General features: G+C 47.4%; 10 protein-coding genes. All 10 read left to right on the plus strand.

The window, feature by feature from the left end:
• The first annotated feature begins 112 nt into the window (after positions 1-112).
• A complete protein-coding gene (locus tag MTP42_RS02010; protein WP_112120970.1) occupies positions 113-418 on the plus strand; it encodes a hypothetical protein in 306 nt (101 codons plus the stop codon).
• Positions 419-434: 16 nt separating this feature from the next.
• Complete coding sequence (locus tag MTP42_RS02015; protein ID WP_118533245.1) at positions 435-704, plus strand: protein BART-1; 270 nt, start codon at positions 435-437, stop codon at positions 702-704.
• A gap of 61 nt (positions 705-765) precedes the next feature.
• A complete protein-coding gene (locus tag MTP42_RS02020; RefSeq protein ID WP_249257848.1) occupies positions 766-2,220 on the plus strand; it encodes a relaxase/mobilization nuclease domain-containing protein in 1,455 nt (484 codons plus the stop codon).
• Positions 2,221-2,541: 321 nt separating this feature from the next.
• Positions 2,542-2,769, plus strand: coding sequence for a helix-turn-helix domain-containing protein (locus tag MTP42_RS02025; RefSeq protein WP_002576387.1), 228 nt, complete (start codon positions 2,542-2,544; stop codon positions 2,767-2,769).
• Entirely contained in the window at positions 2,750-3,358 is a 609-nt protein-coding gene (locus tag MTP42_RS02030; RefSeq protein WP_097772845.1) for a DUF1819 family protein, read from the plus strand. Before MTP42_RS02025 ends, MTP42_RS02030 begins: the two co-directional genes overlap by 20 nt.
• 1 nt (position 3,359) lies before the next feature.
• On the plus strand, positions 3,360-3,935 hold the full coding sequence (locus MTP42_RS02035; protein WP_005929853.1) for a DUF1788 domain-containing protein: 576 nt from the start codon (positions 3,360-3,362) through the stop codon (positions 3,933-3,935).
• Between the two features lie 18 nt (positions 3,936-3,953).
• Positions 3,954-7,607, plus strand: a complete 3,654-nt coding sequence (gene brxC / locus MTP42_RS02040; protein WP_249257849.1) for a BREX system P-loop protein BrxC — start codon at positions 3,954-3,956, stop codon at positions 7,605-7,607.
• 20 nt (positions 7,608-7,627) lie between these two features.
• Positions 7,628-11,242, plus strand: coding sequence for a BREX-1 system adenine-specific DNA-methyltransferase PglX (pglX, locus tag MTP42_RS02045; RefSeq protein ID WP_249257850.1), 3,615 nt, complete (start codon positions 7,628-7,630; stop codon positions 11,240-11,242).
• A gap of 5 nt (positions 11,243-11,247) precedes the next feature.
• Positions 11,248-11,640: a hypothetical protein gene (locus MTP42_RS02050; protein WP_005929844.1), complete on the plus strand. Its 393-nt coding sequence runs from the start codon at positions 11,248-11,250 to the stop codon at positions 11,638-11,640.
• Positions 11,628-14,150, plus strand: a complete 2,523-nt coding sequence (gene pglZ, locus MTP42_RS02055) for a BREX-1 system phosphatase PglZ type A (protein ID WP_249257851.1) — start codon at positions 11,628-11,630, stop codon at positions 14,148-14,150. Before MTP42_RS02050 ends, pglZ begins: the two co-directional genes overlap by 13 nt.
• The last annotated feature ends 5 nt before the right edge of the window (positions 14,151-14,155 follow it).

Here is a 14,155-nt window from a genome sequence, read left to right on the forward strand (position 1 = left end):
AAACAGTCTGTGTCATTACATATTTTTTGCAGGTCTTCCTGTTGACATCGTGGTGTTTGGCAAGCGGGTACAGTAAAATGAAGATGAAAAGAAAAACGAAGGGGTGAAATCCATGAAGATCGTATGTTTTTTGTTGAAGCTGGTGCTGAAAATCCTGTTGCTGCCGGTTGCGTTTCTGCTGCGATTTCTGTGCTTTATCTGGAATCTGCTGATGCAGCTATCCCTGTGGGTACTTTCGCCGGTTATGCTTTTCGTTCTTGGCTGCGGCATTTATTCTGTGGTTCGGGCGAGCTGGACGGATGTGTTCCTGCTGACCCTGATTGAGATGGGACTGTTCGCAGCTGCGGTTGGAGCGGGCGGCATCATGGAACTGATGGAACGGCTGTGCGAGTGTGTAGAGGATGTTTTGACAATTTGAGTTCAGGAGGGATTAGATGGATATTCAGTTTATGAAAGATTATTATGATTTACGGTACGAGGAAACAGATGGAGAGAATCATTTTGTGGATGAGACTGCTTATCAGGAAAAACAGTCTGAGCAATCGAAGATGGAAGACCAGCTGATGGAAATGGTGGGCGGCAGCGAATCTAATGTGTGGAAGCTATACGAAAGCATCATGTGCATCTATTTCGACATGGAAGAAATCATCAAGCAGGCCGTTTATTTGCAGGGAGCTTATGATCGGGAACGGATGTTAAAATGAGAATAGTGAATTGGTAAGAGCTGCCTTCGGGTAGCTCTTTTTAGATGGAGGAATATGAAAAATGGCGGCTACAAGACTAATTGCGCTGCATATCAATAAAGGAAAGACGGTAGCGCAGTGTCTGGCTGACCGTACTGATTATTCTGAGAATGCAGCAAAGACGGAAGATGGAAAATATATCAGCGCGTATGCCTGTGACGCAAAGACCTGTGATGAAGAATTTCTGCTTTCTAAACGGCAGTATGAGCATATCACCGGTAGAACCCAGGCGCATGATGTGATTGCATATCAGATTCGGCAATCCTTTAAGCCCAGAGAAATCACGCCGGAGGAGGCGAACAAGGTCGGGTATGAGACAGCCATGCGATTCACCAAGGGAAAACACGCATTTATCGTGGCTACCCATGTTGATCGTGCGCACATTCATAACCACATTATTTTTAATTCGACTACATTAGACTGCACCAGAAAATTCCGAGATTTTCGCTTGTCAGGACTTGCACTGGCAAGGCTCAGTGATATCGTCTGCCTGGAACACCGGTTGTCGGTCATTGTCCGGAAGCCCTATGGAGAGCGGCAGAAGAGAACGGAATACCCGGAGAAAAAATCGCAGCGAGATGAAATCTGCGAGGCCATTGATGTAGCATTGGCAAGAAAACCAAAAGACTTCCGGGAACTGATTGGAATTTTGCAGGAAGCAGGATACGAGTATAAAGATGGAAAACAGCCTGCCCTGCGGGGAAAAGGCCACGCCAGATTTGCTCGTTTCCGCTCTCTTGGTAAAGGATATTCGGTTGAAGAACTTTGCGAAGTGATTGCTGGAAATGCGGTTCATAAAAGCAAATTTGTAGAGAAAAACCGCACAAGCGCACGGTCGTCACAGGTGCATCAGAAGGCGGAGTTGTCGTTCCTTATTGATGTCCGTGCCAAAATGCAGGCGGGCAAAGGCGCGGGATATGCGCGCTGGGCGAAAGTCTTTAATCTGAAGCAGATGGCAAAAGCTATGATGTTCATGGAAGAGCATGGAATCAAGAGCTATGCAGAGCTGAAAGAAAAGGCAGAGGAAATTTCTGAAAATTGCGATGCGCTGCTGGAATCTGTAAAGGCGGATGAGGCACGGATGTCAGAAGTGTCGGTGCTGCGGAAGCATCTAATCAATTATGCCAAGACAAAAGATGTCTTTGCTGCATATAAGGCATCCGGCTACAATCGGGAGTTCTATGAAGCTCATCGGGATTCGCTGGCCTTACGCAGCGCAGCGAAAAAGGCGTTTGATGCCTATAAGAAAGAGAACGGTTCTGACAAAAAGCTCCCGCGCATCAGCGAGCTGAACGCAGAGTATGCAATGCTTCTGGAACGAAAGAAAAGCTCCTATGCAGAGTACCGCAAGACCAAATCGGAAATGCAGGATTGGCTTGTGGCACAGAAAATCGTGCAGGAAATCCTAAAAGAGGACGAGCAGAAAAAAGAGCAGACGCATGAGCAGGGAGAAGAAAATAGAGAGAATAGTAGATGATGGAATGTCCGGTGCAGTGTGGGCGTAATGCTCATGCTGCACCGGGCTTTTTCTTTGGCAGGAACTGCCGTTAAAGCATCCGGAACGGATGCGCAGCTCGATGCCGCAGGCAGCGTTCTATGGGGATTGGGGAGTTTCCCCAACAAGCAGAAAATCGCTTTCGTGTCACGAAAGCCCTGCTTGCAGAAGAGTGGATTCTAAAAAAATCGTTCAAAATTTGGAAGAACTTTCGATTGATTTTGTTCGTTTCTTGGAGTAGAATATAAATGAGAAATTTTAACTTGCTGCGAGTGACTTTAGACATCGAAAAAGAGGTTCCGTATGGATTTCATGACGATTAAGCAGGCTTCTGAAAAATGGGGCATCTGCACAAGGAGAGTACAGACATTATGCACGGAAGGGCGAATTGATGGTGCCGAGCGTTTAGGCCATCAGTGGGTCATTCCTATTAACGCCGAAAAGCCGAAGGATGCCAGAATCAAAAGCGGCAGATACATTAAAACAAAATCCGGAAATGGAGAGAACGAAGATGGAAAGAAAACCGTATAGTGCCGGAGCAGTGAAATTTTCGTTCTGGTTCATGGAATTTCGGAAAACCGTGCAGCTTTTGAGCGAGGGTAAGAGCTTTGCAGATATTAAAAAGTTGAATGAAGAGACAAACATCTATGGTGCACCGACAAAACTACGAGCGCAGCAGATTTATTCTACTGTAACAGCCCGTATCAAGACATTAGATGAAAGCTTTTATCCAATCTTTCTGAGCAGTGATCTTGCTACACAAAAATTATTTGTGCTGACTGCGGCTCTTTTGCATGACACGCTATTCTTTGATTTTGTGTATGAAGTAGTGCGGGAAAAAATGATTCTTGGTTCCGATGAGCTGACGGATGCAGATATTCGGATATTTTTCAAAAATAAGCAGGAACAGAGTGAGAAAGTGGCTTCTCTTCAAGACTATACGCTGCACCGCCTCGGCTCCTGCTATAAAACGCAGCTTTATGAAGCTGGGCTTTTAGAAAGCAACCGGGCAAACAGCACAAGAAAAATACTGAAGCCAATTCTTGATATTGCATTTGAGCATTGGCTTTATGACCATGATCTTGGCATCATGGTAAAAACACTGACGGGGGTAAGATGAAATGGATTTAAGCCAAAGACTGGATGAGATGGAGCTTGCAATCCATAAGCCGTCTTTCCGAAAAGGAACAGGCCGCGCAAATGAGGTCAACTATTGGGTGTTTGATTATCCACCGGAAAAGGAACTGGAAGTTCGGGAGCGTGTAGAGTATCTGAAAAATAAGAACGACCGGGGCGATGATGATTTTGAGCTTGTGGTCTTTGACCTGTATGATATCATCATTGACTTTTTGGAAAAGAAAAACTTCATGGAAAAGTGCTATGACTTTGAAAAAAAACGAGGGATCGAGCGTATCGTCAAGGCTGTGACCAACTCCATGAAGGTAAATGACGATGACAGCCTGATCGTGCAATATATCAAAGAACATACGCCGGAGAATGCAGTCGTGTTCCTGACCGGTATAGGCAAGTGCTATCCGATTTTGCGCTCCCACAAGGTGCTTAACAACTTGCACCAGGCGTTTGTGCGCTGCCCGGTCGTGATGTTCTTTCCGGGAACCTATAATGAACAGGAGCTGATCCTGTTCAATGAGATTAAAGACGATAACTATTACCGGGCATTCCGACTGGTAAAGTAATGGATGGAGGAAACTGTTATGCAGATCAAGGACATGTTCCGAAAGAAAATTGACCGTGAGATACAGGGCGTTATCATTGTCGGTCAGGGTGAAGAAACAAATGTAGCGCAGGAGCTGGAAGAGTATGTTGTGACCCGTGAGCTTCAGCGTCATTTTGCGGATTTCTTTGCAGCATATAAAAAAGGTATTCAGGGAACCACACCGAAAATGGGGGTCTGGATTTCCGGCTTCTTTGGAAGTGGTAAATCTCATTTTCTGAAAATCCTGTCCTATCTGCTTCAGAATAAACAGGTCGGAGACAAACATGCCATCGACTACTTCATTGAGGATCAGAAGATTACCAATCAGATGGTGCTGGCAGATATGCAGCTGGCAGCAAACACCCCATCGGACGTAATTCTTTTCAACATTGATTCCAAAAGCGATTCGAATGGCAAAGAAAATAAAGATGCCATTGTGAACGTATTCCTGAAGGTCTTCAATGAGATGCAGGGCTTCTGCGGTTCCATGCCGCACCTTGCCGACCTGGAGCGCAGGCTTTCCGAGGAAGGTCGTTTTGAAGAGTTTAAGGAAAAGTTTGAAGAAGAGTATGGAGATCCGTGGGAAAGCTCTCGCCAGGACTTCGATTTCATTCAGGATTCCGTTGTCGATGTTCTTTCTGACATGGATTTCATGAGCGAATCGGCTGCTCGTAACTGGTGTGAGAAAGCAACCGAGGGCTACCAGATCAGTATTGAGGATTTCGCCAAGCGTGTAAAGTCCTATATTGAGAAAAAAGGTAACAACCACCATGTGGTTTTCCTTGTAGATGAGATTGGCCAGTACATTGGTGATGATTCCAAACTGATGCTGAACCTTCAGACAGTGACGGAAGAACTGGGCAAGGAATGCATGGGCAAGGCTTGGGTAATCGTAACGAGCCAGCAGGATATCGACTCCATTACCAAGGTGAAGGGTAACGACTTCTCCAAGATTCAGGGACGTTTCGATACACGTCTTTCTTTGTCCTCTGCCAATGTGGACGCTGTTATCAAAAAGCGTATTCTGGATAAGACCGAGACAGCAGCACAGAGCCTGCGTCTGCTCTATGACCAGAAAGCAACCATCATCAAAAATCTGATTGTCTTCAACGACGGCGTGGAGAAAAAACTGTACGCCAACGCAGAAGACTTTGCAGAGGTTTATCCTTTTGTTCCATACCAGTTTAATTTGCTTGCCAGCGTGCTGACCAGCATCCGTACCCACGGTGCATCCGGCAAGCACCTGTCCGAAGGTGAACGTTCCATGCTGGCTCTGTTCAAAGAATCTGCCATGCAGCTGATGGACGATGAGATGGGGGCAATCGTGCCGTTCTATCGGTTCTATGATGCATTGGAGAACTTCCTCGACCACAGCCACAGCAGCGTGATCATCCGCGCTTATGACAACAGCTACATCAACCCGGAAAAGAAGGAAAAAGATGTCTTTGCCATCAATGTGTTGAAGACCCTTTTCCTGATTAAATATGTTCTGGAGATTGAAGCCAATGTGGACAACATCGTCAGCCTGATGATTACCAGCATTGACGATGATCGTATTTCTTTGAAGGCACAGGTGGAGGATGCACTGAAAGTGCTGATGCGCCAGATGCTGATCCAGAAGAATGGCTCCATCTATGTATTCCTGACCGATGAGGAACAGGAAATCAACAACGAAATCGAAAAAGAAAATGTGGAGATGCCAGAGGTCATCACGAAGATTGCGGAGATGATCTATGAGGACATTTTCTCCAGCAAGAAGTATCAGTACCCAAGCTTCAGTGGACGGTATGCGTTCTCCTTCAATCAGGCAGTGGATGACCGCCCCTATAAGGCAAACCAGAATTACGATATCGGCCTCCGTGTGCTGACCCCGTGGTATGAGGGCGGCACCGATGATGGTACGCTGCGCCTGCTCTCCGGCCAGGGCAAGGAAGTCCTTGTGGTTCTGCCGAACGATGATGCGTTCCTGACGGAAATGCGGGCATACTTAAAAATTGAGCGCTTCCTGCGTAAGAACACTTCTGTGCAGCTTGCCAAGTATGAGACCATTAAGGAAGCAAAGCGCGTGGAGATGCGGGAACGCAACGGTAACGCCAAGCTTTACCTGACGGAAGCGCTGAAAGAGGCTACCATTTATGTCAATGGCGATGTTCTGCACACTTCCGGCAAGGAAGTGACCAGCCGCATCAACGAGGCTATCGGAAGATTGGTGCAGACGGTTTACCACAAGCTGTCTTACATTGACGCAGCGATGGGCGAAGCAGACATCCGGAAGATGTTCAAGACCAGCAATCAGCTGTCGCTGGCACTGGGAGATACCGGAGAATCCAATGTTCACGCGCTGGATGATGTGCTGCAATTCGTGGCAGGTAACTCCCGGATGCACATGAAAACTTCTATGAAAACGATCAAGGATCGCTTTATGAAAGCACCCTATGGCTTTGTGGAAGATGACATCCATTGGCTGGTGGCACGGCTCTTTAAGCGTGGAGACCTGTCTTTTACGGTCAACGGTGAGAGCGTCAATCTGAACAACCGTTCCGAAGAAGAAATCATCGGCTACATCACGAAGAAGCAGTTCGTGGATAAGCTGCTGACGGAAGTGCGCGTCCGTGTACCGGAAAACCAGAAAAAGGCCGTCCGCACCGTGATGAAAGAGCTGTTCAAGGTGGCACCGCCTGCCGATGACGAAGATACCATCATGAAGAACTTCCAGCACTACTGCGAGAATCGGATCACCGAGATTGAGCGGCTGGAACCGAAATATGAGAATTACGCCTATCCTGGAAAAGAACTTCTGGAAAAGGGCAAGAAGCGGCTATCTGCACTGGTGCAGATTCAGGCACCGCTGGAATTCTTTAAGACCGTATTTGACGAGCAGGATGATCTGATGGATTTTGGCGAAGACTATGAGCCTATCCGTGATTTCTTTGGCAGTGAGCAGCTGACCATTTTCACTCGTGCGCTGGATATGCTGAATATCTACGAGGACAGCAAGACCTACATCGTGGATGCAGAACTGGAAGACGTGGTGGCTAAGATGCGCACCATCGTCCGGATGGCGAAGCCCTACAAGGAGATTCCGAAGCTGCCGGAGCTGCGCGAGAAGTTTATGAACTGCTATATGCGTATTCTGGAAGAGCAGGCAGAGCCGGTCAAGGATTCCATCAATCAGGATCGGAACCGTGTCTTTGAAGTGCTGAACACCAAGTCCTATAAGGATGCGAAGTTCAACCGTTATCTGGAACTGTTTAAGGAGATCATGGACGGTGCGGAGCACTGCAACAATGTCTCCACTCTGCGTAGCTATGCAGATAAGGCGGAAGCACTGAAGCTGCGCCTGCTCAATGAGATGAACGCAGAGGATATCCGTCTTGTGCAGGAAGCTGCGGCAAAGGCCGAGGCAGAGCGCAAGCGTCAGGAAGAAGAGGCGAAAAAACGCGGCGAGACCGTGAAACCGGCAGAAAAGGTCGCAGAACCGCAGCCGGTATATAAGGTGCGCACCACGAAGAATGTTTCCATCAAGACGGTTGCCAAGACTGCATCGTGGCGGCTGGAAAGCAAGGACGACGTTGATAAATACCTTGCCGCATTGCGTGAAAATCTGCTGAAAGAGATGGACGAAGATACAATCGTCAACATTGAACTATAAATGACAGGAGGATTGGCTCCATGAACAAGACAGCCATAAAGAATTTTGCGATCTGGGCGCGGAATAAGCTGATTGCAGATGTCAGCTATGATGCCCGCCTGATCGGTATTACGGAGGACGGCATTGCAAAGCCGCTGCCGCAGAGCTTCGGCGGCACTCAGTTCTTCGATATCGGCACTGCAGAACCGTATTCGATTTCCGGCGAGGCCGTGCGGCAGCGTGACAAGCTGATAGAGGTCATCCAGCAGAAGGAAAAGGATACCGACTACAAAACCGCATATCAGTATGTGATCGAGGAGGTTGCCTATACATGGTTCAATCGCCTGATTGCGATCCGTTTCATGGAGGTCAATGACTATCTGCCTTCTCATATCCGGGTACTTTCTTCCGAGAGCGGAAAGCTGGAGCCAGATCTGGTCACGACACCGTTTGACGCAGAGCTGCCCTTCACTGCGGAGGAAGAGACTCAGATTTTCCAGCTGAAGCAGGACAATAAGCTGGACGAGGTGTTCCGCATCCTGTTCCTGAAACAGTGCAATGCCCTGAACGAGATTCTGCCGGCTCTGTTTGAAAAGACAAAGAACTACACCGAGCTGCTGCTCAGCTTGTCCGTTATTGACCAGGATGGTGTAGTCTATCATCTGATTCACGATATCCCGGAGGATGACTTCAACATCGAGCGCGGTGGTCAGGTGGAGATCATCGGATGGCTGTACCAGTATTACAATACCGAGCCGAAGGCTGCTGCATTTGCAAAGAACGGTAAGATCACCAAAGAGGAAATCCCTGCCGTGACGCAGCTGTTCACCCCGGACTGGATCGTCCGATACATGGTGGAAAACAGCCTTGGCCGTCTGTGGGTGGAAGGACACCCGGACTGCGGCCTGAAAGAAAACTGGAAATACTATCTGGAAGAGGCACAGCAGGAGCCGGAGGTACAGGCGAAGCTGGCGGAAATTCGCAAAGAGTACGCTGCCCTGAATCCGGAAGATATCAAGCTCATCGACCCCTGCATGGGGTCCGGCCATATCCTGGTATACGCCTTTGATGTACTGATGCAGATTTATGAGAGTGCCGGTTACAGCCAGCGTGATGCTGCAAAGAGCATTCTGGAGCACAACATTTACGGTTTGGACATTGATGACCGTGCCTATCAGTTGGCGTATTTTGCCGTGATGATGAAAGCACGGCAGTACAATCGCCGTATCCTTAACGGTGAGAATACCTGCCATGTCTATGCCATTCAGGAGAGCAACAGCATCAACCGTGCGCACCTGAAATATTTCGGCGCAGGGATGGACGATATCGAGAAGAATGCTGCAAAGATGCAGCTGGAAGGTCTGCTGGACACCCTGACCGATGCCAAGGAATACGGCTCTATCCTGAATGTGGAGAGCTATAACTGGGATTTGCTGCGTCGGTTTGTGGCAGCGGAAGATACCGACGGTCAGATCAGCATGGACAGCGTGGGTGTGGAAGATACCGCCGAGCAGCTAAATCGGCTCATTGACATTGGCGAGACCATGGCACGGAAGTATTGGGTTACCTGCACGAATCCACCCTATGCCGGAACCGGCAACCTGAGTGCAAATGTCAACAACTTTGTCAAGAAGAATTACCCGGACAGTAAAGCTGACCTGTTTGCTGTGTTTATTGAGCGTTGTCGCCAGATGACTGTAAATAATGGTTTTCAGGCAATGATCACCCAGCAAGCATGGATGTTCCTGACTAGTTTTGACGCATTGAGAATCAAACTGTTAAGCAATGTAACTATAAGCAGCATGGCTCATTTGGGAACCAAAGCATTTGATGAAATAGGGGGAGAGGTTGTTCAAACAACAAGCTTTGTTTTGCAGAATTGTCAACTCGATGGATATATAGGAATTTATTGTCGATTGATAGATGGGAACTCCCAAACAGAGAAAGAAAAAATTTTTCTATCGGAAACAGAACAATTTGTACAGAAACAAAACAAATTTTTTGAGATTCCCAGCACTCCGATTGCGTATTGGGTAAGCAATTCCATTTACGATGCGTTCGAGAGTGGAATTCCTCTGAAGAATTTTGCAGATTTGCGGCAGGGAATGTCTACTGCAAATAATGACCTGTTTTTGAGACTATGGTTTGAGGTAAGTGAGGATAATATTTCTTATCATTCTGAAACAACGCAACAGGCTATAGAGTCAAAAAAGAAATGGTTTCCTCATACAAAAGGCGGCGGGGCAAGAAAATGGTATGGAAATAATGATTATATTGTTAACTGGTATAATGATGGTGAGGAAATAAGAAATTATCCAGGAAGTGCGCCGCGCAGTACTCAGTACTATTTTCGAGAAGGATTGTCATGGAGTACATTGAGTTCTGATTTTATTTCATTTCGCTATGAACCAAAGGGCTTCACAATGAATACCAAAGGATCAATTTGTTATCTAAAAAAGGCAGACTTGCAAAATTACATTTGTGGACTTCTCAACAGTAAGCCGACAATGAGATTTCTCGAACTTTTGGCTCCGACACTCGATTATAGCCAAGGACCTGTCGGAAAAGTGCCCGTCTTGCTGGAGGCGGAAAACAAGGAAAAAGTTGAGCTTGCTACTTTAGAAAATATAAGATTGTCAAAAGAAGATTGGGATTCGTTTGAAACCTCTTGGGACTTTAAGAAACATCCATTGCTCCGCAATGTTTCCACGATTTCTGAAGCCTTTACCCAGTGGCAGGCAGAATGTGATGACCGCTTTAACAAGCTGAAAGCCAATGAAGAAGAGTTGAACCGCATTTTTATTGACATTTACGGCTTGCAGGACGAGCTGACCCCGGAAGTGGAAGAGAAAGATGTGACCGTGCGCAAGGCTGACTTGCAGCGGGACATCAAGAGCCTGCTGAGCTATGCTGTGGGCTGTATGTTTGGTCGCTACTCACTGGATGTGGAAGGACTTGCCTATGCAGGCGGCGAGTGGGATAGCAGCAAATACCAGAGCTATATTCCGGATGCCGACAATGTTATCCCCATCACCGATGAAGAATATCTGGACGATGATATCGTATCGCGCCTGTGTGCATGGCTGAAAGTGGTGTACGGTGCCGATACGCTGGAGGCAAACCTCGACTATATTGCAAAAGCCCTTGGCAATAAGGGCAGCACCAGCCGAGAGATCATCCGCAACTACTTCCTGAACGACTTCTTCAAGGATCACTGCCAGACTTACTCTGTCACTGGCTCCGGTAAGCGTCCGATCTACTGGCTGTTTGACAGCGGCAAGCAGAACGGCTTCAAGGCACTGGTTTATCTGCACCGCTACACGCCGGATACCATCGGCAACCTGCGTATCGACTACCTGCACAAGATGCAGCGTGTATATGAATCCGAGATCAACCGGATGCAGGATATGATGGATCACAGCGAGAATGCCCGTGAGGTGGCAGCAGCCTCCAAACGCAAGGATAAACTCGCCAAGCAGCTGAAGGAATGCCGGGAGTATGATGAGAAGATCAGCCATCTGGCACTTTCTCGCATCGAGCTTGACCTTGATGACGGCGTAAAGGTCAACTACCGCAAGCTCCAGACCGCCCAGGACGGCAAGTTCTATGAGGTGCTGGCAGACAGTAAGAATATCATGGTGAAAGAAAAGAAATAAGGAAAATGACCGGAGGGAGTGGGAAAATGCAAAATCACTGGACAAAGGATGATGTCGCGGCGGCATGGCAGCGTTTTGAACGTACATATGCCCATGATCCGGTGGCATACCGCTTCCTCTGCGGTCATTGTATTCAAGATGAAACCGATGAAGATGCGTTGGATTACAATATCATTGGTGTCTGGCTTGTCTGTCATAGAAAATATCGTGACTGGTCAACCGAGAAATCCTATGATCTGGCATGGATACTGGAATTTATGCAGGCGTATCACATGACGATTCCACGGTACATCAAAAGAACAAAGTTCTACCGGAAAAAGATGAAGCTATTGCTGAGTTCTCTTGTAAGAGATAAAGACCAATCACAGGAAAAAAGGACAATGATATGGCAGAATTGAACCTGAAACAAATTATAGACCGCCTGAATGCGGAATTTACCGGGGAGACCCGGAAACTGGTTTTCTGGTACGATGACAAGGCAGAATTTGCCGAGGATATGGAGACGGTGGAGCTTCAGAATGCGAAGATCTACCATCTCCAGCCGGATAACCAGTTCTATACAAAGTATTTTCTGGAGCGTGTGGATAAGACCACGAATTATCTGATCTATGCACCGTTTCCGAAGCCGGATGTAAGGGACAACCATCTGGAAGATACAATGCTGTATTCCAGACGGTTCTTTGCTGACCGTGCCTCCCTGCTGTCGGTTGACCTCGGTATTGAGGAAAAGTACAAGCCGGTTATTGAGAAGCACATCAAGTTTTTCGCCAACAAAGAGCGCACTCAGCGGTTCTATGATTTGGAAATCGAAAACTTCAATGAAGAAAATATCCTTGTCGGTCTGCTCAGTGCAGTATGCAAGGCGCGTACCTGCTCTTTTGAGGAAGTCGTGCGCATCGTGTTGACGGATAGCGAGCTGGTGGACAATGCTTTCTTGCAGGAGTTTGAAAAATACGACCTGCTGTCTGCATTCTGGCAGCTCTGTGAGCAGCATTTCGGATACACTGATACAAAGCCGAGTTTGGAACGGCTTTTGGTAACATTGTTCGTTACTTATACTGGGCGATATGTGCAGGCAGAGCTTCCGGCAGCATGGAAGAGCTTTGTCTCCTACAAGTCCGGTAATATCATCGCATTTCTCGATAGCTTGATGAACAGCGTCCTGTACCGGGATAAATACGACGCTTTGTCGGCACATGTTGCCAAGGGTCTGAATGTTCTTTCGGCATTTGCAGGAATGCGAGTGGACGATTTGGTGGAGTGCGACACTTTCCTTGCCGTGGATCAGGTGCTGGTAAAGTGGCTCATTAGCAGACTTGTTTCGGAAGATATTGGTGCAATCGTAAACGGATTTACCATTCCGGAACTCTGTGAAAAACGGGCTAAAATGCACTTTGGCAGAAAGACCGGGAAGACCTATCAGATGCTTTCCAGCGCGTATAGCATGGTGAAAGAAGCGGATTACCATGCCGCAGATGGCTTAAAGCCAATCATCGACCGATATCTTGCTGCGGATTACAATATGGATCAGCAGTATCGGAAATTCTACTATTATTACGACCAGCTGGAGAGCACGGAAAGTTTTGAACCGCTTCGGGAGCTGGTGGAAAATATTTACACGAACGAATATCTGGCTTGTCTGCTCCCTGCCTGGAATGCTGGAATTCAGCAGGATGCCGCATTTTCGGCAATTCCGTTGCAGCGGGAGTTTTACAATGCCAACCTGCGCTATACCAAAGAACGCACCGTGGTCATCATTTCGGATGCCATGCGTTACGAGGTAGGACAGGAGTTGTTTGCCAGAATGCAGGATGACCCGAAATGCACGGCAAAACTTTCTGTACAGTTGAGTGTTCTTCCGTCTTATACGAGGCTCGGTATGGCAGCACTTTTGCCACATAAGACACTGGAAATGACGGATGATTTTCAGGTACTGGCAGATGGTATCCTTTGCGATAATCTGGCAGGTCGGCAGCAGGTGCTGCAAAGCTATAACCCGGATAGTGTCTGTGTACAGTTCGATGATATCAAAAATCTGAAAGTGGCAGAGCTGCGAGATGTGCTGACAAAACGTCAGATCATCTATGTATACCATAATCAGATCGACGCGCGTGGAGACAAGGCAAATACCGAGGATGAGGTGTTTAATGCGTGTGAGGAAGCCGTTCAGGAAATTGTGGATTTGATTCATCGAATCTCCGTCAGCGGCAACACCTATCATTTTATCGTCACTGCCGATCATGGCTTTATTTACAAGCGTGATAAGCTGACAGAAAGTGACAAGATTTCCGGGAAAAGTGCGGACAAAGCATTTGTCAATCGCAGATTTATTGTGTCCAAGGCGACACTGGAAGATGATGGCATCGATCATATGAGCATGGGACGCATTCTGGGGAACGAGGACAGCAAGGTGGTGTCCTATCCTGTCAGCAGCAATGTCTTTAAGGTGGCCGGAGGCGGTGCTAACTATGTGCATGGCGGTTCCTCACCGCAGGAAATGCTGGTGCCGGTGCTGGAGTTTAAGATGGAGCGCGGTCACATGGAAACAAAGAATGCAGAGATTGCTCTGGTCAGCATTGTCCATAAGATTACGAACCTGATCACGTCCATGGACTTTATTCAGTCGGATGCCGTTAGCGATACTGTAAAAGCTGCAAAATACCGCATTTTCTTCCTCTCGGAAGACAATGAGAAAATCTCGAACGAAAACAGTTATGTGGCGGACAGTCGTGAGGAAAATGCGCAGAAGCGTATCTTCCGGATGCGGTTCACATTCAAGAATAAGAAATATGACAAGGACAAGCAGTATTACCTTGTGGTTTACGACGAAGAAAGCGGTCTGGAGCAGTGGAGGCAGCCTGTCATCATGGACATTGCCTTTGTAGATGACTTTGGATTCGGATTCTGATATAG

The organism is Faecalibacterium sp. I2-3-92, from assembly GCF_023347315.1.
Lineage (GTDB): Bacteria > Bacillota > Clostridia > Oscillospirales > Ruminococcaceae > Faecalibacterium > Faecalibacterium duncaniae.